Below are 20,131 nucleotides of genomic sequence, written 5' to 3' on the forward strand. Positions count from 1 at the left end.
GCCGGCCGCGCGCCAGCACGCTCAGGCGCTTTGCTTGGCGTCGCGCGGCGCCGGCGCCTCGGCCGGTGGCGGGAGATGGGCGAGGTCGCCGGCCGCTTCGGTTATTCCTTGCGCCACCGCCCGCTCCAGCCATTGCCGCGCCTCCTTCGGATCCTGGCGCCCGGCGAGGCCGCGCGCGAGGTAGCGGCCGAGCATCATCTGCGCGTGGCCATGGCCGCGTTCGGCGGCGCGGCGAAACCAGAGCGCGGCCTCGGCGCGATCGCTCGGCACGTCGTGGCCGCCGCCCAGCATCGCCCCGATCGCGAACATGGCGCCGACATGGCCGTGCTCGGCGGCGCGCCGGAACCAGCCGAGCGCCGCCGGGTGATCCTGCTGGCCGCCGGCGCCGCTGACCAGCAGCTCGGCCAGCGCGACCTGTGCCTCGACCATGCCGGCCTCGGCGGCGCGGGTGATCCAGGCGGTGCCTTCGGTGGGATCGGGGGCGACGCCGCGACCCTCGATGAGCATGCGGCCATACCAATATTGCGCGTTGGCGATACCATCGGCGGCGCGGCGCATCCATTGCGCCGCTTGGCGATCATCGCGCTCGACGCCAACCCCTTCGGCGAGGCAGACGCCGAAATTGAACGCCGCCACCAGATCGCCGGCCAGCGCCGCCTCCTCGAACCATTCCCGGGTGCGCGCGCGCTCTTCCGGCCCGGCCGTGCCCTGGCGCACCAGATTGGCGAGTTCGGCCTTCGCCTGCGCGTCTCCCGCCTCGGCCGAAACCCGGAACCAGCGCGCCGCTTCCTGCGGGTCGCGGGCGGTGCCGGCGCCGGTCAGATGCATGAGCCCGAGGGCACGCGCCGCGGTGCGATGGCCGGCTTCGGCGGCGCGACGAAACCACAGCGCCGCCTCGGCGTAATTGGGCGGCAATTCGCCGCCGCGGGCATAGAGATCGCCGACCACGGCCGCCGCCTCGGCATCGCCGGCGAGGGCGGCGCGACGCAGCCAGGATTCGCCTTCTTGCACGTTTTTCGCAACACCGCGGCCTTCAAGGAGCGCAAGACCAAGCCGCGCCTGCGCCGGGCGCACCCCTTTTTCGGCGGCGGCACGATAAAAGCCGATCGCTTTGGCCGGGTCGCGCGCGACCCCGTCGCCACGGTCATGCATTTCACCGAGGAGATATTGCGCGCTCGCGAGCCCGGCCGCCGCCGCCGCCGCCAATTGCGCCGCCGCTTCACGGAACGCCGCCGCGTCGGGGGTTCCACGCAGCAAGGCGAGCGCGAGGCCGAGCCGCCCCTGCGGCGAGCCGGCTTCGGCGGCGCGGCGATACCATTCCTTCGCCGCCGCGAGATCGCGGCCCGCTTCCGGGCCGGAGGTGAGAATATAGGCGAGCAGCGCTTGGCCATCGGCGGAGCCGGCTTCGGCGGCGCGTTCGGCCCAAAGGCGTGCTGCGGCAAAATCCGGCGCGCCGACCTGCGCGGCGCCGCGCGGGCGGGTCAGCGTCGCGGCGGCGATGCCGTCGTCAGCGCCGAGGCCGCGCAGGTAAATCGTCGCGAGCAACGCCTGCGCCTCGACGAAGCCTTGCTCGGCGGCGGCGCGGAGCCAGCGCGCCGCCTCGCTCGCGCTCGCCGGCACGCCGCTCGCTTCGAGGTAGCAGCGTCCGACCCGGTATTGCGCTTCGGCGAGCCCAGCGGCGGCGGCGCGGGCGAGCAGCGGAAAAGCACGGTCCCAGCGCCCCCCCTCGCCCCATTCGAGCGCGAGACGCAAGCCGGCGCGCGGCGACCACAGACTCTGAAGGCGCGTGAGGAACCCGGCCATGAAGTGGCTTATCGCTTCATGGCTCGCGCATGCCTTCGGACGCGACCGGCATCACGCGGCCGAGGAGATAATTGAGGATGGTGCGCCGGCCGACCTTGATATCGGCGGTGACCGGCATGCCCGGCGCCACCTTGAACCCCACCGGCACACCGTGCAGCTTGATCTGGTCGAGCGAGATCCGCACGCGATAGAAAACCCGCCCGCCTGGGACCGGGTCATGCGGCTGATCGGTCAGCGGGTTGGCGGGATCGCTTTGGGTGAAGCTGTCGGGGCTGATCACCTTCACCTCGCCCTCGGCATCGCCATACTGGGTGAAGGGGAAAGTGTCGAACTTGATCGCCACCGGGTCGCCGACGCGCAAAAACCCGGCATCCGAGCCCGCGGCATTGGCCTCGACCAGGAGCGGCGCCGACGCCGGCACCAGGGTGATGAACTGGCTGCCGGTTTGCAGCACCGAGCCGACCGAGACTTTCGCGACGGTGAGCACGATCGCGTCCTCGGGGGCGCGAAGCTCGACGAGCTGGCGGCGCAGCACCGCTTTCTTGAGCTGTTCTTCGGCGTCTGAGAGCTTGCGCCCCTGATCGGTGAGGTTTTGCAAAACCTCGGCGCGCCAGTTTTGTAAATAGGCATCGCGCTCGGCGATCATGGCGCGAAGATCGCGGGTCGCGGCTTCGGCATTGTTTTGCGAGAGCGTGAGATAACGCGTCATTTCGATGCGGTTATCGGCCGCCGACAGCGAGTTGAGGCGGCTTCCGACCTTCAAATCCTGCAATTCGCGGCGCATGCCTTCGACGTCGGCGGCGACCGTGAGGCGCTGGCGGTAGTAATTGGCCTCGGCCAGGCTGCGGGCGATGGTGGTTTCGAGACTGTTGATTTTCTGCTGGTAGTTTTCGAGTTTGAAGGTCTTTTCCGCCGCCCGCTGGGCGAACACCGCCGCTTGCAGCCGGTTCGCATCGCTGTCGAGGGGTGGCGTGTAGGGCTTGTCGGCGGCCTCGGCGGTGAGCCGGTCGACCTCCGCCTGATAGCTCCGCACCTGCTCGCGCAGCGCGCCAAGATCGGCGGCGGCGAAGGTCGGATCGAGCTCGGCGAGCATGTCGCCCTGATGCACGAGCTGCCCCTCATGCACCGCGATCGAACGCACGATGGCGGTATCGAGCGGCTGCAAGACCAGGGTGCGGGCTTCCGAGATCACCTTGCCCTGCGTCGTCACCACTTTGTCGATCTTGATCAGGCCGGCGGCGAGAAAAAATGTGATCACCGAGAGCGAGATCACCCAAATGACACCGCGCGCGGCACCGATCGGGCGGGTCGCGAGCAGCGCCGCCGAGGGGGATTGGAATTCGAGCAATGTATCGGCGAAGGCCGCCTCACTCGCCGCGGCACTCGCCGGCGCCAGGGTTTGCGCGCGGATCAGGGCGTTCCGGGCCATCGTCTATTCTCCGGTCGCGATCTGGGGTGGCATCGAGGTCGGACGCTGGCCGCCCTGGCCCTCGAGATGGCGGTTCTGCTGCAGCCAGAGCTGGCGATAGATCGCGCAACGTTCAAGCAGTTCGTGATGCGGCCCGAGATCGACCACCTTGCCGCGCTCGAGGACCAGGATCGCATCGCACTCGGTGAGGGATGACAGGCGGTGCGAGACGATCACCATCGTCCGCCCGCGCGCGATGCGCAGCAGATTGGCGTTGACCAGCGCCTCGCTCTCAGGGTCGAGCGCGCTGGTCGCCTCGTCGAGGATCAGGATGCGCGGGTCGTTGATCAGGGCGCGGGCGATCGCGAGGCGTTGGCGCTGGCCGCCGGAGAGATTGGCCGACCCCTCCTCGATGAAGGTCTCGTAGCCCTGCGGCAGCCGCTCGACGAATTCCTCGGCGCCGGCGAGACGCGCGGCGCGCACCGCGTCCTCGAGCGTGAGGCCGGGGCGGCCGGCGATGATGTTTTCGCGCACCGTGCCGCGGAACAGGAAATTATCCTGCATCACGACGCCAAAGCTTCGCCGCAGATAGGAGAGATTGATTTCGCGGAGATCGACGCCGTCGATCTTCACATAGCCCTCATACTCTCGGTTGATGCCCTGGAGCAGGCGGGTGATGGTCGATTTGCCCGAGCCGCTCTTGCCGACGACGCCGAGCATGGTGCCGGCGGGGACGCTGAAGGAGACGCCCTCGAGCGCCTTGGTTTTCGAGCCGGGATAGGCGAAATCGACTTTCTCGAAGCTGATCGCGCCGGAAAAACGCGGCCGCAGCCCCTCGCCGGCGTTCTTCATCTCGCTCGGCTGGTTCAACACCATGCCGACCTCGCCGATCGAACTCCGCACCTCCTCCATGTCCTCGATCAGCCGCGCCATGCCGACCAGTGGCGCTGCGACACGCACGCCAAGGAGCATGAAGGCGATCAGCGCGCCGGGATCGACGTTAGCGGCGCCGGTGAGGACGAGATAGGCGCCGACCAGCAGGACACCGCGCTCGATGAAGCGCTCGATCGGGGTCACGATGGTGTTCGGCCAGTTGCCGAGCCGTCCCGCCTCCAGCCGATAGCGCGCCGCGTTCGCGACCTTGAGATCCCAGAGATCACGCTGCTGCGGCTCGATCGCGAGGGATTTCACCGTCCGCACGCCGTGCACGCTCTCGACCATCACCGTGCTTTTCTCGATCTCCGCCTGGATCACCTTGGCGATGACGCGGCGCATCGGCGGCAGGAAAATCAGAATGACGATGGCGATCAAAACGGCGCCGGCGAGCACCATCCAGGCCAGCGCCGCGCTCATGTAAAACAGCACCGGCAGCAAGACGAGGAGGGTGAACCCATCGAGGAAGGTGGTGAGCAGCTTCCCGGTCATGAAGTCTCGCACCTTCCAGATCTGCGAGAGCCGGTGGATGGTTTGGCCTGCGGGGTTGCGCTCGAAATAGGAGAGCGGCAGGCCGAGCATGCGGTTGAAGATGTGCAGATTGAGGCGGGTATCGAGCCTTGCCGCGACCACCGCCGTCAATTCGCGCCGGGCATAGCCGAGAATCGTCTCCCAGATCACCGCAAGACCAAGGATCACCGAGAGCAGCGTGAGGGTGGACATGCTGTGGTGTTGCAGCACCCGGTCGATCACCACCATCACCAGAAGCGGCGGGATGATGGTAAGCAAGCTGAGCGCGATCGAGGCGATGCTGATATCGCGCAGCGCCGCCCGCTCGCGCGCGACGACGCGGGCGATCCAGCCGAGCGTGAACGGCGCCTCTTCCTCGTTGCTGCCGCGCTCGGGGCGGATCAGCAGCACTTCGCCCGACCAGACGCGCGTCAAGCGCAATTCATCGACCGGTGCCGGATCGTCCTCGGCGCCGGCGCGCGGGTCGCGGAGGAAAATCACGTTCCGCCCGGCGTTGGCGCCGACCCAGAGCCCGGCGCTGCCGTCATTGAACAGCACCACCACCGGCGCCGTGCCTTTGAGGCGGACGATCTGGCGCCAGCTCAGCCGCGCCGCCTTGGCCCAGAGCCCGGCGCCACGCGCCCAGGCCGCGAGCTGCGCCGGCGACGGCGTCTCCTCTGGCGCAAGACGCAGTTCGTCACGGTCGAGGACCACGCCATGATGGCGCGCCGCCGCGATTACCGCGAGCAGCAGGGTCTCGCGCTGATCGTCGGGCGCGCCGGCGGCGCTTGCCGCGCTCGCCGAAGCCTCGGCCGGCGCTGGATCGTTGGGCGCGACCGGGGTGGGCTCGGAAGAATGATCGCCCGGCGGATGAATATCGTCCTGCAATGCCAGCTCCCAATCGCGGCGCCTCGGCTCATGCTGCCCTCGGCGCATGACGCCACCGAGATCGCCTTATCATATTTCCCCCGGGATGCCGAGACTAAAATTAGGGATTGTGTCTTTTTTAAGAACAAATCAGTAAAATTAATCTGTCGTGTCGCGATATGCGGCGCGGGCCAGGCGATCATTGATCGCGCGCCCGAGCCCGGTTTCGGGAATGGCCATGGCGGCGATGCCGGCAAGGCCGCGCCGCCCGCCCTCGGCGTCGAGCGCGCGGAGCCCGGCATAGAGCCGCGCCGCCGCTTCTTCGGGATTCCGCGTCGCGCTGAGCTGAAACACCAATGCCGCTCCCGAGAGCGGCGGGCCGAAGGCGAGCAGCGCCTGGTCGCCGGCAACCTCGCGCGCCCCGAGCCGCAGCGGCAGCGTCGGCGCGTAATGACTTTTCAGCATGCCCGGCGAAAGCGGCTGCGTCGCGCCGTCAAGCGGCGCCGCGTCCAGCGCGCCGAGGAATGGGGCGAGGGCTTCGAGGCTGATCCCGCCGGGGCGGAGGAGACGCGGGCGCGCGCCGGTCAGATCGAGCACCGTCGATTCGACCCCGACCGGGCATTCGCCGGCATCGATCACCGCGGCGATCCTGCCTTCGAGTTCGGCGAGGACGTGCGCCGCCGTGGTCGGGCTGACGCGGCCGGAGCGGTTGGCCGAGGGCGCCGCGACCGGGCGGGCGGTGGCGGCGAGCAGCGCCAGGGCGACGGGATGGGCGGGGACGCGCACGGCGAGCGTCGAAAGCCCGGCGCTCACCAAATCGGCGACGACGCTTGTCGCGCGCCGCGCCAGCACCAGCGTCAGCGGCCCGGGCCAGAAGGCTTGCGCCAGGCGTTCGGCGAGCGGGGTTGCGACGACATCGGCGAACGCCGCCGCGGCGCTCGCGTAATGCGCGATCAGCGGGTTAAAGCGCGGCCGCCCCTTGGCCGCGAAAATCGCCGCGACCGCGCCGGCATTGGTCGCATCGGCGCCGAGGCCATAGACGGTTTCGGTCGGGAAGGCGACGGTCTCGCCGGCGCACAGGCGTGCTGCGCCGCGGGCGATCCCGGCGGCATCGGCGGCAAGGCGCTCGGTCATCGCGGCGGCGCCGCTGGGGCGCGGCCGTGGCAGAAGAACGGCGGGTTGAAAAACCCTGGCTTGCCATAGCGGAGCGGCGCGCCGGCGGCGTCGAGCACGGCGCCGCCGGCCGCTTCCAGCACCGCTTGCGGCGCCGCCGTGTCCCATTCCATGGTCGGCCCGAGGCGGGGATAAAAATCCGCCCGCCCTTCGGCGAGGCGGCAGAATTTCACCGCCGAGCCGAGCTTTTCGATCGCGGCGATCGGCTTGCCGGCGAGCACGGCGGCGAGCGCCGGATCATCGTCATGATGGCGCGAGGCGAGCACCACGAGCCCCTCCGGCGGCGGCGCGCGGGTCGCGATCGGATGCTGCGCGCCGTTTTGCCGCTTCCAGGCGCCGGCGCCGACGATGCCGCCGAACATCTCGCCGCTCGCCGGCACCGCGACCGCGCCGAGGATCGCCGCCCCATCCGCGACGAGGCCGATATTGACGGTGAACGCCGCGTCGCCAGCGGCGAATTCGCGGGTGCCGTCGAGCGGATCGACCAGCCAGAAGCGCCCGCCAATCGCCGTGATGCGACCGGCCGCGACTTCTTCCTCGGCGATCACCGGAATCTCCGGGGTGGCGGCGCGGAGCCCCTTGGTGATCAGCGCCTCGGCGGCGCGATCGGCCTCGGTCACCGGGGAGAAATCCTCTTTGCGGGTGACCGCGAAGCCGCGCGCGCGCACCGCGAGGATGAGCTGCGCGGCATCGGCGGCGAGGGCGGCGGCGAGGGCGAGCAGCGCGGGATTGTCCATCACCCGCATGTAGGCTGCCCTCTGGCATAGCGGCAAGTGGCTGCTAGACTGCGGCAAAATCACCTGGGGAAGGAGTTCCCGATGCTCGACGTCGTTTTCGCCAAGCCAGCCCTGCCGAAGGCCGGCGGTCTCCTGCTTTTGGTCGCCGAGGATGAGCCGCAAGCCGGGCTTTGGGCGGAGGCCGATGCCGCGACCGGCGGCGCGATCGCGCGGGCGATCGCGGTCGCTGGCTTCAAGGGCGGCAAGGGCCAGACGCTCTCGCTGATTGCGCCCGGCGCCGGGCTCTCGCATCTCGCCCTGGTCGGGCTCGGCAAACGCGCCGAGATCACCCCGCTCGGCGCCGCCGAAGCCGGCGGGCGCGGCCTTGCTCTCCTCACCCAGGCGGAGACGCTGGCGCTCGCCGCGCCCGGGCTCGCGCCCGATCTGCTCGCCGAGGCCGCCCATGGCGCGGTGCTGCGGGGCTATCGCTTCGATCGCTACCGCACCCGTGAAAAGCCTGAGGACAAGCCGAAGCTGGCGCGGCTCAGCGTGCTCGCCGAGGGGCCGGAGAAGGTGAAAACCGCCTATGCGCCGCTGGAAGCGCTGGCCGAGGGGGTGTTTTTCACCCGCGATCTGGTGAGCGAGCCGGCCAATATCCTCACCCCGGCGGAATTCGCCGACCGGGTCGAGAAACTCGGCGAACTCGGCCTGAAAATCGAGGTGTTCGAGCCCAAGGCGCTCGCCAAGCTCGGCTTCGGCGCGCTGCTCGGCGTCGCGCAAGGCAGCGCCAATGAGCCGCGCGTCGTCGCAATCAGCTGGCATGGCAGTGGTGCGCGCAAAAAGGATCAGAAACCGCTCGCCTTCATCGGCAAGGGCGTCACCTTCGATACCGGCGGCATCAGCATCAAGCCCGCCGCCGGCATGGAGGACATGAAATGGGACATGGCCGGCGCCGGCACGGTTGCCGGGCTGATGGCAACGCTGGCGCGGCGCAAGGCCAAGGTGGATGCGATCGGCCTCCTCGGTCTCGTCGAAAACATGCCCTCCGGTACCGCCCAGCGCCCCGGCGACGTGGTGACGAGCCATTCCGGCCAGACCATCGAGGTGATCAATACCGACGCCGAAGGACGGCTGGTGCTCGCCGATCTGATGTCGTGGTGTCAGGAGGAATTTTCCCCCCGCCTGATGATCGATCTCGCGACCCTTACCGGGGCGATCATCGTCGGGCTCGGCCATGAACATGCGGGTTTGTTCGCCAATGACGACGAACTCGCCAACCGGCTTCTCGAAGCCGGGCGCATGAGCGGCGACAAGCTCTGGCGCATGCCGCTCGCCGAGGCCTATGACCGGCTGATCAAATCCCACATCGCCGACATGAAAAATGTCGGCGGCCGGCCGGCCGGCGCCATCACCGCGGCGCAGTTCCTGCAGCGTTTTGTGCGCAATGGCACGCCCTGGGCGCATCTCGACATCGCCGGGATGGCGTGGTCGGAAAAAGACTCGCCCTTGGCGGCGAAGGGCGCGAGCGGCTTCGGGGTGCGTCTCCTCGATCGGCTGGTCGCGCGGTTTTACGAGGGCTGATGGCCGAGATCGCGTTTTATCACCTGCTCCGCGCCGGCCCCGAACAGGCCTTGCCGGCGCTGCTTGGCCGCACCCTGGCTTTGGGCGAGCGCGCCGTCATTCGGGTCGGCAGCGAAGAGCGCCTCGCCGCCCTTGACGATGCGCTGTGGCGCGCCGCCAGCCCCGACTGGCTGCCACACGGGACGAGCGCCTCCGGCAACGCCGATCTTCAGCCGATCTGGCTCACGCTCGCCGACGAAGCGCCGAACGGCGCCCGTTTCCTGTTTCTGATCGACGGCGCCGAAAGCGCCCGCCTCGAGCAATTCACCCGCGTCTTCGATCTTTTCGACGGCAATGACGAGGCGGCGCTGGCCGCGGCGCGGCGGCGCTGGCAGGCATGCAAAGCCGCCGGGCACGCTGTCACCTACTGGCAGCAGGGTGCGCGGGGGTGGGAGAAGAAGGCGTAAGGGCCAGAAAGATAGTTCTTTTTTGAAAAAAAGAACCAAAAAACTTTTCCCGTGGGGCAGTGCCTGCGGCACTGCCCGTGCTGAGGCATTGGTAACTCCGAGAAAAACAGGACAAAAGTCTTTTTGCTTCTTTTTCTGAAGTTAAAAGAAGAATCTCTCCAAATCCCGCACACCCGGCGCGCGAGAGGCTTGCCATCGCGCCGGTTTCGGTGTTCCTCGGCGGCCGGCAAGCGGGAAAGGAAAGACATGGCGGGCAACGTGGGACGCGAGGTTCCGGGGACGATGGCCGAGCGGCTGATCGTCGCCCTCGATCTCGCGAGCATCGCCGAGGCCGAGGCGATGGCCGAGCGGCTTGCGGGCGAGGTGTCGTTTTTCAAGCTCGGGCTTGGCCTGCTCTTTGCCCCTGGCGTCGATGGCCTCATCGCCCGGCTGACGCGGGATGGGCGGCGGCTCTTTCTCGATGCCAAGCTCTATGACATTCCGGAAACCGTGAGCCGCGCCGTCACCATCGCCGCCGCGCGCGGGGCGAGCCTGATCACGGTTCATGGCGATCGGCGGATCATGGCGGCGGCGGTTGCGGCGCGCGGCGCGGCGCCGTTGCAGATCTTCGCGGTCACCGTGCTCACCAGCCTCGATGATGCGGCGCTGGCCGAGATGGGGGTGGGGGTTTCGGCGCAGGAATTGGTGCGCCGCCGCGCCCGCGCCGCCGTCGAGGCCGGGTGCGATGGCATCATCGCTGCCGCCGCCGACGATCCCAACGCCATCCGCCGCGCCATCGGCGCCGAGCATCTGCTGATCGCAACCCCCGGCATCCGCCCGGCGGCGAGCAGCGCCGATGATCATCAGCGGCTGGCGACACCGCGGGCGGCGATCGCGCGGGGCGCCGATTATCTCGTCGTCGGCCGCCCGATCGTCGCCGCACCCGACCCCAGCGCTGCGGCGCGCGCGATCATCGCCGAGATGGCGGCGGCGTGAGCGCGCCCCCTCTCGCCGTGCCCTTCTCGCCCGTGTATAGCTTCCCGTCATGACATGGGTTGATCTCGCGGCGCTCGGCGTGGTGGCGGTCTCGGCCCTGCTCGCCTTTGGGCGCGGCTTCGTGCGCGAGGCGCTCGGCATCGGCGCCTGGGTGGGGGCGGCGGTGCTGGCGACCCATTATTTCGAGCTTGCGCGCCCGCATGTGCGCGAATGGATCCCGGATATCGGCATCGCCGATCCGGTCGCTTTCGCCCTCGTCTTTCTCGCCGGGCTGATCGTGTTTTCGCTGATCGCCGGCACGCTCGCCCGCGTCGTCCGCACCTCGCTCCTCGGCGGGCTCGACCGCACGCTCGGCCTCGTTTTCGGGATCGTGCGCGGTTTCGCGCTGCTGGTCGTCGCCTATATCATCGGTGGGATGCTGCTCCCCCCGGAACGCTGGCCTTCGCCGGTTTTGGCGGCGCGCAGCCTTCCCTATATCTCACGCGGCGCGCAATGGGCGATCGGAGAGCTGCCGGCGGAGTTCCGCCCACGCCTCGCGCTGCCGCCGGAGCAGCACGCGCTCGGGATCGAGGATTTGCTGCGCGCCGCCCCCGCCGGCTACGCGCTCGGCGCCCGCGCGGCGCGCGCGGCAGAGGAGACAGGATCGCGATGATGCCGAACCCCCTAGCCCCCCGCGACGCCGACGACGATACCTTGCATGAGGAATGCGGCGTTTTCGGCGTCTGGAACGCAACCGACGCGGCGGCGCTGACCGCGCTCGGCCTGCACGCGCTCCAGCATCGCGGCCAGGAAGCGACCGGCATCGTGAGCTATGACGGCCAGCAATTCCACTCCCATCGCGGGCTCGGCCTGGTCGGCGATAATTTCGGCGACGCCAAGGTGATCGCCGGTCTCCCCGGGCCGCACGCGATCGGGCACAACCGCTACGCGACGACCGGCGAGACGGTGCTCCGCAACGTCCAGCCGCTCTATGGCGATTTCGAGTTCGGCGGCCTCGCCGTCGGCCATAATGGCAATCTCACCAATGCCCATAGCCTGCGTCGTGCCCTGGTCCGGCGCGGCTGCCTGTTCCAGTCCACCACCGATTCCGAAGTCTTCGTCCATCTCATCGCGATCAGCCTCTATTCCACCGTCGTCGACCGGCTGATCGATGCGTTGAAACAGGTGGTCGGCGCTTATAGCCTGGTCGCGCTGACCAAGGAGGCGCTGTTCGGCGCGCGCGACCCGCTCGGCGTGCGCCCGCTCATTCTCGGCCGGCTCGGCAGCGGCTGGGTGCTGACCAGCGAGAGTTGCGGTCTCGATATCGTCGGCGCGGAATTCGTGCGCGACGTCGAGCCCGGCGAGGTGGTGGTGATCGACGATGCCGGCGTCCATTCCATCAAGCCGTTTGGGCGCAACCGCCCGCGTTTTTGTGTTTTTGAATATATTTACTTCGCCCGTCCCGATTCGGTGATGGAAGGGGTGCCGGTCTATGCGGCGCGCAAAGCCATCGGTGTCGAACTCGCGCGCGAAAGCGGGGTCGCGGCCGATGTCGTGGTGCCGGTGCCCGATTCCGGGGTGCCGGCGGCGATGGGATACGCCGAGGAAAGCGGCATCCCGTTCGAACTCGGCATCATCCGCAACCATTATGTCGGCCGCACCTTCATCGAGCCGACCGATCAGATCCGCCATCTCGGCGTGCGGCTCAAACATTCCGCCAACCGCCCGGTGCTTGAAGGCCGGCGCGTGGTGCTGGTCGATGATTCGATCGTGCGCGGCACGACGAGCCGCAAAATCGTCGAAATGGTCCGCGCCGCCGGCGCGCGCGAGGTGCATCTGCGCATCTCCTCGCCGCCGACGACGCATTCCTGCTTTTACGGCATCGACACACCCGAGCAGAACCAGCTCCTCGCCGCCCGCCACGATCTTGCGGCGATGGCGCGGCTGATTGGCGTCGAAAGCCTCGCCTTCATCTCGATCGACGGGCTTTACCGCGCTCTCGGCCGCGACGGGCGCGACGAGACGGCGCCATATTACTGCGATGCCTGCTTCACCGGCGACTACCCGATCCCGCTCGCCGACCAGATCGACAACGAAAGCCGCCAGCTCAGCTTGCTGGCCGAGCATCATTGATGGCGGATACCGCGCCGGCGCTGCCGCTCGCCGGCCGCATCGCCCTCGTCACCGGGGCGAGCCGCGGCCTCGGCCGTGCTGTCGCCATCGAACTCGCCCGTGCCGGCGCCCATCTGGTGATCACGGCGCGCAGCCAGGGCGGGCTCGAGGAGACCGACGATCTGATCCGCGCCGCCGGCGGGCAGGCGACGCTGCTGCCGCTCGATCTCGAAAATGGCGAGGCGCTCGATGCGCTCGGGCCGAGCCTTTTTGAGCGCTTCCGCCGGCTCGATATTTTGGTCCATTGCGCGGCAAGCCTCGGGCGGCTGACCCCGGCGCCGCATATCCTGCCCAAGGATTGGGCGGACGTCGTCGCGGTCAATCTCGCGAGCACCTGGCGCCTGATCCGCAGTTGCGGCCCGCTGCTTGCCATCGCCGAGGCCGGGCGGGCGGTGTTCGTCACCGACGATCCCGCCGCAACCCCCCGCGCCTATTGGGGCGCCTATGGCGCGACCAAGGCCGGTGCCGCCAACCTGGTCCGCGCCTGGGCCGCCGAGATCGAGGGTGGGCGGCTCCGCGTCGAACTCTTCAATCCCGGCCCGATGGCAACCCGTCTGCGCGCCGCCGCCATGCCCGGCGAAGACCCCAAAACCCTCCCCCGCCCGGAAACCGTCGCGCCACGCTTGGTGGCATTGTGTTTGGCGTGAGTGAGCGTGAACGAGAGTAAATAAAAAATCTTCTTTTGACTTCAGACAAATGAGATCGGATCAGAGGGTGGCGCTGCCCCTGCTCAATCGACCATCGTGAGGCCGCCGCTGACGCTCAGCACCTGACCCGTGATATAATCCGACCGGCGCCCGAGGAAGAACATCACCGCCTCCGCGATCTCTTCCGGCTGCGCCACGCGCCGCAGGGGGATGGCGCGGATCAGGGCCTCGCGCATCTTCTCCGGCTGCGCATGAAACAGCGGCGTGTCGGTCGGACCGGGGCAGACGCAGTTCACAGTGATCCGGTTGCGTGCCATCTCGCGCGCCAGCGACTTCGTGAAGGCAATCAGCCCGCCTTTCGCTGCGGCATACACCGTCTCGCCCATGCTGCCGACGCGGCCGGCATCGCTCGCGACGTTGACGATTTTGGCGCGGCCACCGCCGACCATTTTCTCCAGTATCAGGCGTGTCAGGCGAATGGCCCCGAGCAGGTTGATACCCATCACCCGGTCCCAGAACTCCGGCGTGTTCTGCAGGAATGGCTGGATGATATCCCACCCGGCGGCATTGACGAGGCCGTCCACGCGTTCCGCCTGCCGCTGCACCGCCTCGGCGAAGCCCGCCACCGAGGCCGGATCGGTCAGCTCCAGAGGCATCCACGTGATGGCGAGGCCCTGCCCACGCGCGTCCTCTGCCATCGCGCGGCCAGCGGCCTCGTTCACGTCGCCGATGAACACGCGCGCGCCTTCCCTGGCGAGAAGCAGCGCCGTCGCCTTGCCGATGCCAGATGCCCCGCCGGTGAGGACGACATTGCAATCCTTCATTTCCATCTCTCAGCCCCATTACGGTCGGATCGATCAAGAAACCCACGCACGAGCACGCGCGTCCTGTCGTCGTGCAACAGGGCGCCGGTTTGCTCGATCTCCTCACGGAACCCGTCTCGTGCCGGATCGGAGGCGGACGTGATGCATGATTTCGCGGCGGCGACGGCGTGCGCTGGCAGGGCGGCGTAGCGCCGGGCAATCGCGGTTGCCGCCGCGGGAAGTTCGGACGACGGCGCGCCCCACTGCACCAACCCGAGCCGCTTCGCCTCCGCGCCATCCACCATTTCGGCACCCAGGATCAGCCGCAGCGACGCAGCACGGCCGCACAGCCGGGTCAGGCGCTGGGTGCCGCCGGCACCCGGCAGCAGGCCCAGCCGCAACTCCGGCAGGCCGAGCTTTGCCTCCCACGCCGCCACCCGCAGATCGCAAGCAAGCGCAAGCTCCAGGCGGTCGCCGCGTTGATTGGTCTGCCCGAGGCGCTGGTCACCGAGGTTCTGGCGCGCCAACTCGGCCGCAAGGGCGATACCGTGCTGGCGGCCAGCGCCGGCGCCTTGGCGCTCGGCGTGAACGCCGCGGCCAGCCTGCCGCCGCTGCGTCTTGCCGCGCCGCCGGTGGTGACGGGTGCGCGCTGGAATATCAGTGGCAATCAGGCGACCGGCCTCGGCGCGCTCAAGGGCGGCGTCGGCTTCGTGGCCGCCTATCCGATCACCCCGGCGACCGAGGTGCTGGAATGGATGGCGCCGGCGCTGGCCAAAACCGGCGGGATGCTGGTCCAGGCGGAGGACGAGCTCGCCGCCATCAACATGGTGATCGGCGCGTCCTTCGCCGGCACGCCGGCGCTGACCGCGACCTCCGGTCCGGGGCTTTCGCTGATGATCGAGGCGCTCGGCCTCGCCGTCGCCTCGGAGACGCCGCTCGTCGTCGTCGATGTCATGCGGGGCGGGCCGTCCACCGGCATTCCCACCAAGTCCGAGCAAAGCGACCTCGATATCGCGGTGCATGGCCTGCACGGCGATGCCCCGCACCTGGTGTTGGCCCCGAACAGCATCGGTGACTGTGCCGTCACGACGCAATGGGCGGTGGCGCTCGCGGAAACCCTGCAGACCGTGGCGATCGTGCTCTCGGATCAGGCGTTGGGCCAATCGCGCGCCGTCATCGCGCCGCCGCCGGCGCCGCCAACCCTCCCCGGCCGGCTGATCGCGACGCCGACGGCCGCGGGCTATCAACGCTACGCCGTGACCGCGAGCGGGGTTTCGCCGATGGGGATCCCCGGCACGCCCGGCGCGCGCTATGTCGCCGACGGGCTCGAACACAACGTGCGCGGCGTGCCCTCGGCGCAGGCCGGCGATCACCATGCCCAGCTCGACAAGCGGGCCCGCAAGCTGGAGAGCTTCGATTATGGCGAGGCTTGGGCGGATCGCGAGGGCGAGGGGGAGATCGCGCTCCTCACCTGGGGATCGGCGACCGGCCCGGCGCGCGAGGCCGCGCGGCGAGCGCGGGACGCGGGCATCGCGGTGCGGCTGATCTCGCTCCGTCTCCTGCTCCCGGCGCGGCCGGTGCTGCTCGCCGCGGCACTCGACGGGGTGCGGCGGGTACTCGTCATCGAACAGAGCCATGGCCGGCAATTCCACAAATTCCTTCGTGCGAACTACGATCTGCCGGCCGAGGTCGCGGTGATCAGCCGCCCCGGGCCGCTGCCCATCCGCCCTGCCGACATCCTCGCCCGTCTCGCCACGTGGGAGTGACGCTCATGCCCGACATCCCGGTTTTGACCGCACAAGACTTCAAATCCGACATCAAGCCGATCTGGTGCCCGGGCTGCGGCGATTATTCGGTGCTGACGGCGCTCGCCAAGGCCTGCGCCGAACTCGGCCGCCCGCGCGAGAGCATCGCGCTGATTTCCGGCATCGGCTGCTCCTCGCGCCTTCCCGCCTATACCAGCGTCTACGGCTTTCACGGCGTGCATGGCCGGGCGTTGGCGCTCGCCGCCGGGGTCAAGCTCGCGCGGCCCGATCTCACAGTGATCGCTGCCGGTGGGGACGGCGATGGCCTCTCGATCGGCGGCAATCATTTCCTGCATGCCTGCCGGCGCAATGTCGATATGACCTATATTCTGATGGACAATCAGGTCTATGGCATGACCAAGGGCCAGGCCTCGCCGACCACCGCGCCCGATTGGTGCGAAAGCAAGCTGACGCCGGCGGGCACCGGCATTGCGCCGGTCGCGCCGCTGCTGCTCGCGCTTGCCGCCGGGGTCAATTTCTTCGCCCGCGGCTTTGCCGGCAATCCCAATGAGCTGGCGCGCCTGATCACCGCCGGCATCACCCATCCCGGATTTTCGGTGATCCACGTGCTGAGCCCCTGCGTCACCTTCCGCGCCGAGCAGCGCGCCTGGAAACAGGCGGTTCACGCCCTCGATGACGCACCGGCAACCGACCGGGCGGCGGCCATGATGCGCTATGCCGGCGATGATGGCTTCACCACCGGCATCCTCTATGCCGGCGGCAATCCCCCCTTCATGCCGGAGCGCCAGCACGCGATGGCGGCCGCCGATTTCGAAGCCGGCTTCGTCGTGGAACGCCAAGCCGCGGGCTGACGGCCGAGAACGCGCGACGGCTCGCCGCCGGAAAAAGGCGTCCAGGATCAGGCGCGCGCTTTTTCGCACCCTCACATCCTCCTTCGCGATCTGAACGCGCTTTCAATGGCGCCAGATGTTTCAAAATAAAGTGAGGCATGCGCCGAGGGTTAACGAAGGTTGACAAGCCGCAGGCAAAACGTTTAGCCTGATTGAGATGGAAGAAAGAAAGTACAATAGGTCACCACAATTAAATAATAATATCTATTATCTTCATGCGTTGCTCTCTGGCCCGGTGTCGGCGTGGGATAAAGCGCTTGATCGTTGTGCCGGCATGGGTTTTGGGCAGGTTATACTGCCGCCCTTGGTTGCGCCGGGACGCGGCGGCCAGTTGTTTCTCGCCGGCGACATGGACCGGCCGCATCCGGCTTGTGGCTGGCACGGGGATGCAACGGCGCTGATCGCCCATCTGGCCGGCTTGTGTCGGGCGCGCGGCGTTCTGGCCCACGTCGATCTGGTGCTCGATCAGGTCGCGGCGGACGGTGCCTTGCGTCATGCCCATGCCGATCTTTTCGAAGCCGCGGATGGCTCCGCCGGCCTTGATCCGCGCATCCCCCGCGCCGGATTTGGCGCCGTAGGTGCGCTCTGGGAGAGGCCGGACGCCGCCGCCGCTTTGACCGAACTCTGGATCACGCGGCTGCGCGATTGGGCGGCAGCGGGGCTTGGCGGGGTGCGGCTGATCGGGCTTGGCGCCGTGCCGGGGGCGCATCTTGCCGCGCTGATCGCAGGCGTGCGGCGATATGCGCCGGATTTTCGTTTCCTCGGCTGGACACCGGGCGTGCCGTGGACGCACTACGCCGCATGGCGCGGTGCTGGGCTTGATCTCGTGTTCTGCTCGTTGCCGTGGTGGAATTTTCGTGATGGCTGGCTCTGGAACGAAATCGCGGCGTTGCGCGATGTCGCACCGCTCGCGGCGGCGCCGGAGGTGCCTTGCGGCCAGCGCCTCGCGACGCAATGGCAAAACCCGCTGCTGCTTCGAGCCTTTTATCTCCGCGCTCTGCGCCTTGCTGCGGTGTTGGGCGCCGGCTGGCTCCTGCCGATGGGGTTCGAATACGCCGCCCGCCGCGCCCTGCCCGATACCGATCCCCGTCCCGATGATTTCGCCGCCATGCACGACGACGCCCCCTTCGATCTCACCGCTGACATCGCGGCGCTCAATGCGTTGCGCGGCGAGATCGCCGGTCTCGACGCGGGGGAGACGCAGCTGCTGGCCGGGCCGGGCGGAGACGCCATTGCGCTGCTTCGAGGCGGCGCCCAGGCGGCGGCGCTTGCGCTTCTCAATACCCGCCTCGATGCGACAAACACGCTGCGTTGCGCTGATTTTCTGCCCGGCGCGCGCGTGCCGCTCGCGGGCCTGCGCGCCGGGGATGCGGTGCTCGGTCCGCAAGACGAAATTTCCCTCGCCCCGGCCGAGCTTCGCCTCCTGCCGACGCTGCCGGCGGATTGGGTGCGGCTCCCGGCTTTGGCGAGCGAGAAAGGCGCCGTGGCCGCTGCCGCCGCGCCCCGCATCGCCATCGAAGCGATCAGCCCGCGCATTCCCGATGGCGAAAATTACGCCGCGCGCCGCATCGTCGGCGAAACGGTGACGGTCTCGGCCGATCTGATCTGCGATGGCCATGGCGAAATGGCCGCGGTGCTGCGTTGGCGCGCGGCCGACGCCGAGCGGTGGCAGGAAGTGCCGATGCGGCCGCTCGGCAATGATCGCTGGGCCGCCGAATTTCCACTCGCCCGCTTGGGTCGTCACGAATTTACGATCGAGGCGTGGTGCGACGCATTCGCAACGTTTCGCACCGAACTTGGCAAAAAACATGCCGCCGGCCTCGATCTTTCGCTCGAACTGGTGGAGGGACGCGATCTGGTCGCTGCCGCCGCGAAACGATGCAAGGGCGATCTCGCGGCCTCGCTCCGGGCGGTGCTCGGGCGGCTAAAGCGTGCCGAGGCGCCGGAACGCGGCTATCAGATTTTGCTCGAGGAAGCGACGGCAGACCTGATGCGCCGCGCTGACGATCGCCCGTTCCGTGTTCGCGCCTCCCCGCCGCTCGCGCTCGATGCCGAGCGCGCGGCCGCGGGATTTGCCAGTTGGTATGAAATTTTTCCCCGCTCGATGAGCGATGATCGCACGCGGCACGGAACCTTCGATGACGTCATCCGGCACTTGCCGCGCATCAGCGCCATGGGCTTTGACGTGCTTTATCTGCCACCGATCCACCCGATCGGAAAAACCAACCGCAAAGGCCGCAACAACGCGGTGATCGCGAGCGCGGATGATCCCGGCAGCCCCTACGCGATCGGCGCCGAGAGCGGCGGACATGACGCGATCCATCCCGAACTCGGCACATTCGAGGATTTCCGCCGCCTGCGTGATGCCGCCGCGGCGTGCGGCATGGAGATCGCGCTCGATTTCGCGATCCAGTGCTCACCCGATCATCCCTGGCTTCGCGCGCATCGCGGCTGGTTTGCCTGGCGGCCGGACGGTTCGCTGCGTTATGCGGAAAACCCGCCAAAGAAATACGAAGACATCGTCAATGTCGATTTCTACGCGGCCGATGCGGTTCCCTCTCTCTGGCTTGCGCTGCGCGACGTCGTGCGGTTCTGGGTGTCTCAGGGCGTGCGGCTATTTCGCGTCGATAACCCGCACACCAAGCCGCTCCCGTTCTGGGAGTGGCTGATCGCCGATATCCGTCGCGATGACCCCAGCGTCGTGTTCCTCGCGGAAGCCTTTACCCGGCCGAAGATGATGTACCGGCTGGCGAAGGTCGGTTTTTCTCAGTCCTATACCTATTTCACTTGGCGCAACACCAAGCAAGAACTGCAAGCCTATTTCACCGAACTCACGACCACGCCGGTGCGCGAGTATTTCCGCCCGCACCTCTTCGTCAACACCCCGGATATCAACCCGTTTTTTTTGCAAAATGGCGGGCGCGCCGGCTTTCTCATCCGCGCGGCGCTGGCGGCGACGCTTTCCGGGCTTTGGGGGGTCTATTGCGGGTTTGAGCTCTGTGAGGCGGCGGCGCTGCCGGGGCGCGAGGAATACCACGATTCCGAGAAATATCAGATCCGTGCCTGGGATTGGGAGCGGCCGGGCAATATCGTCGCCGAGATCGCCCAACTCAATCGGATCCGCGCCGATAATCCGGCGCTCCGCACTCATCTCGGCGTTGCGTTCCTCACCGCGACCAATGACAGCGTGCTGTTTTACCGCAAAGCCAGTGCCGACCGTCGCAATGTTCTCGTTGTCGCGGTCAGCCTCGATCCGCATACCGTGCAGGAAGCCGATGTCGAAATTCCGCTCTGGGAGTGGGGGCTGGCAGATGGCGACCCGATCGGCGCCGAAAATCTTATGACCGGAGAAAACATCATCCTTCGCGGCAAATGGCAGCGTCTGCGGCTCGACCCATCGGGCCTCCCCTTTCTCATCTGGCGCTTGGCACCGCTGTCATGACCGAAACAAGGGAGATGCAC

Annotated in this window: 16 protein-coding genes; 9 read left to right on the forward strand and 7 right to left on the reverse strand. The window is 68.1% G+C overall.

Going from position 1 to position 20,131, the window contains the following annotated elements; translation table 11 throughout:
• Positions 1-21 precede the first annotated feature (21 nt).
• The 5 genes from DEF76_RS00110 to cysQ all read right to left on the reverse strand — a co-directional run bounded on the left by DEF76_RS00110 (position 22) and on the right by cysQ (position 7,431).
• Positions 22-1,803 (reverse strand): tetratricopeptide repeat protein, encoded by a 1,782-nt coding sequence (locus DEF76_RS00110; protein ID WP_114910579.1) that lies wholly within the window; start codon positions 1,801-1,803, stop codon positions 22-24.
• 16 nt (positions 1,804-1,819) lie between these two features.
• Positions 1,820-3,232 (reverse strand): HlyD family type I secretion periplasmic adaptor subunit, encoded by a 1,413-nt coding sequence (locus tag DEF76_RS00115; protein ID WP_114910580.1) that lies wholly within the window; start codon positions 3,230-3,232, stop codon positions 1,820-1,822.
• Positions 3,233-3,235: 3 nt separating this feature from the next.
• Positions 3,236-5,530, reverse strand: coding sequence for a peptidase domain-containing ABC transporter (locus tag DEF76_RS00120; RefSeq protein ID WP_408842857.1), 2,295 nt, complete (start codon positions 5,528-5,530; stop codon positions 3,236-3,238).
• 150 nt (positions 5,531-5,680) lie between these two features.
• Positions 5,681-6,655 (reverse strand): L-threonylcarbamoyladenylate synthase, encoded by a 975-nt coding sequence (locus DEF76_RS00125; RefSeq protein WP_114910581.1) that lies wholly within the window; start codon positions 6,653-6,655, stop codon positions 5,681-5,683.
• Positions 6,652-7,431: a 3'(2'),5'-bisphosphate nucleotidase CysQ gene (gene cysQ / locus DEF76_RS00130; RefSeq protein ID WP_114910582.1), complete on the reverse strand. Its 780-nt coding sequence runs from the start codon at positions 7,429-7,431 to the stop codon at positions 6,652-6,654. The genes DEF76_RS00125 and cysQ overlap by 4 nt, the downstream gene beginning before the upstream one ends.
• Before the next feature lie 81 nt (positions 7,432-7,512).
• Here cysQ and DEF76_RS00135 point away from each other — a divergent pair, with 81 nt between their 5' ends.
• The 6 genes from DEF76_RS00135 to DEF76_RS00160 all read left to right on the forward strand — a co-directional run bounded on the left by DEF76_RS00135 (position 7,513) and on the right by DEF76_RS00160 (position 13,210).
• Entirely contained in the window at positions 7,513-8,991 is a 1,479-nt protein-coding gene (locus DEF76_RS00135) for a leucyl aminopeptidase (RefSeq protein ID WP_114910583.1), read from the forward strand.
• The gene (locus DEF76_RS00140; RefSeq protein ID WP_114910584.1) at positions 8,991-9,437 is read left to right on the forward strand and encodes a DNA polymerase III subunit chi; all 447 of its coding nucleotides are present in this window, start codon (positions 8,991-8,993) and stop codon (positions 9,435-9,437) included. Before DEF76_RS00135 ends, DEF76_RS00140 begins: the two co-directional genes overlap by 1 nt.
• A gap of 246 nt (positions 9,438-9,683) precedes the next feature.
• Positions 9,684-10,412: an orotidine-5'-phosphate decarboxylase gene (gene pyrF, locus DEF76_RS00145; protein ID WP_205216060.1), complete on the forward strand. Its 729-nt coding sequence runs from the start codon at positions 9,684-9,686 to the stop codon at positions 10,410-10,412.
• A 49-nt stretch (positions 10,413-10,461) separates the two neighbouring features.
• Positions 10,462-11,064, forward strand: a complete 603-nt coding sequence (locus DEF76_RS00150; protein ID WP_114910586.1) for a CvpA family protein — start codon at positions 10,462-10,464, stop codon at positions 11,062-11,064.
• Entirely contained in the window at positions 11,061-12,524 is a 1,464-nt protein-coding gene (gene purF / locus DEF76_RS00155) for an amidophosphoribosyltransferase (protein ID WP_114910587.1), read from the forward strand. Before DEF76_RS00150 ends, purF begins: the two co-directional genes overlap by 4 nt.
• Positions 12,524-13,210 (forward strand): SDR family NAD(P)-dependent oxidoreductase, encoded by a 687-nt coding sequence (locus DEF76_RS00160; protein WP_114910588.1) that lies wholly within the window; start codon positions 12,524-12,526, stop codon positions 13,208-13,210. The genes purF and DEF76_RS00160 overlap by 1 nt, the downstream gene beginning before the upstream one ends.
• 83 nt (positions 13,211-13,293) lie before the next feature.
• On the opposite strand, the gene DEF76_RS00165 is transcribed toward DEF76_RS00160, so the two are convergent.
• On the reverse strand, positions 13,294-14,040 hold the full coding sequence (locus DEF76_RS00165) for an SDR family NAD(P)-dependent oxidoreductase (protein WP_114910589.1): 747 nt from the start codon (positions 14,038-14,040) through the stop codon (positions 13,294-13,296).
• A complete protein-coding gene (locus tag DEF76_RS19775) occupies positions 14,031-14,540 on the reverse strand; it encodes an enoyl-CoA hydratase/isomerase family protein (protein ID WP_275895692.1) in 510 nt (169 codons plus the stop codon). The genes DEF76_RS00165 and DEF76_RS19775 overlap by 10 nt, the downstream gene beginning before the upstream one ends.
• On the opposite strand from DEF76_RS19775, the gene DEF76_RS19780 reads away from it, so the two are divergent.
• The 3 genes from DEF76_RS19780 (at position 14,493) to DEF76_RS00185 (ending at position 20,111) form a co-directional block, all read left to right on the forward strand.
• The gene (locus DEF76_RS19780) at positions 14,493-15,779 is read left to right on the forward strand and encodes a transketolase C-terminal domain-containing protein (protein ID WP_240319061.1); all 1,287 of its coding nucleotides are present in this window, start codon (positions 14,493-14,495) and stop codon (positions 15,777-15,779) included. The two genes, DEF76_RS19775 and DEF76_RS19780, sit on opposite strands and share 48 nt — an antisense overlap.
• Positions 15,780-15,784: 5 nt before the next feature.
• A complete protein-coding gene (locus DEF76_RS00180; protein WP_114913558.1) occupies positions 15,785-16,630 on the forward strand; it encodes a thiamine pyrophosphate-dependent enzyme in 846 nt (281 codons plus the stop codon).
• 196 nt (positions 16,631-16,826) lie between these two features.
• Positions 16,827-20,111, forward strand: a complete 3,285-nt coding sequence (locus DEF76_RS00185) for an alpha-1,4-glucan--maltose-1-phosphate maltosyltransferase (protein ID WP_114910592.1) — start codon at positions 16,827-16,829, stop codon at positions 20,109-20,111.
• The last annotated feature ends 20 nt before the right edge of the window (positions 20,112-20,131 follow it).

Origin of the sequence: Acidibrevibacterium fodinaquatile (assembly GCF_003352165.1) — a bacterium.
Taxonomy (GTDB): domain Bacteria; phylum Pseudomonadota; class Alphaproteobacteria; order Acetobacterales; family Acetobacteraceae; genus Acidibrevibacterium; species Acidibrevibacterium fodinaquatile.

What these genes read in the sequence shown, in the direction of transcription:
- DEF76_RS00110 (WP_114910579.1), bottom strand. Translation starts at nt 1,803, where the DNA reads ATGGCCGGGTTCCTCACGCGCCTTCAGAGTCTGTGGTCGCCGCGCGCC.
- DEF76_RS00115 (WP_114910580.1), bottom strand. Translation starts at nt 3,232, where the DNA reads ATGGCCCGGAACGCCCTGATCCGCGCGCAAACCCTGGCGCCGGCGAGT.
- DEF76_RS00125 (WP_114910581.1), bottom strand. Translation starts at nt 6,655, where the DNA reads ATGACCGAGCGCCTTGCCGCCGATGCCGCCGGGATCGCCCGCGGCGCA.
- cysQ (WP_114910582.1), bottom strand. Translation starts at nt 7,431, where the DNA reads ATGGACAATCCCGCGCTGCTCGCCCTCGCCGCCGCCCTCGCCGCCGAT.
- DEF76_RS00135 (WP_114910583.1), top strand. Translation starts at nt 7,513, where the DNA reads ATGCTCGACGTCGTTTTCGCCAAGCCAGCCCTGCCGAAGGCCGGCGGT.
- DEF76_RS00140 (WP_114910584.1), top strand. Translation starts at nt 8,991, where the DNA reads ATGGCCGAGATCGCGTTTTATCACCTGCTCCGCGCCGGCCCCGAACAG.
- pyrF (WP_205216060.1), top strand. Translation starts at nt 9,684, where the DNA reads ATGGCGGGCAACGTGGGACGCGAGGTTCCGGGGACGATGGCCGAGCGG.
- DEF76_RS00150 (WP_114910586.1), top strand. Translation starts at nt 10,462, where the DNA reads ATGACATGGGTTGATCTCGCGGCGCTCGGCGTGGTGGCGGTCTCGGCC.
- purF (WP_114910587.1), top strand. Translation starts at nt 11,061, where the DNA reads ATGATGCCGAACCCCCTAGCCCCCCGCGACGCCGACGACGATACCTTG.
- DEF76_RS00160 (WP_114910588.1), top strand. Translation starts at nt 12,524, where the DNA reads ATGGCGGATACCGCGCCGGCGCTGCCGCTCGCCGGCCGCATCGCCCTC.
- DEF76_RS00165 (WP_114910589.1), bottom strand. Translation starts at nt 14,040, where the DNA reads ATGGAAATGAAGGATTGCAATGTCGTCCTCACCGGCGGGGCATCTGGC.
- DEF76_RS00180 (WP_114913558.1), top strand. Translation starts at nt 15,785, where the DNA reads ATGCCCGACATCCCGGTTTTGACCGCACAAGACTTCAAATCCGACATC.
- DEF76_RS00185 (WP_114910592.1), top strand. Translation starts at nt 16,827, where the DNA reads ATGGAAGAAAGAAAGTACAATAGGTCACCACAATTAAATAATAATATC.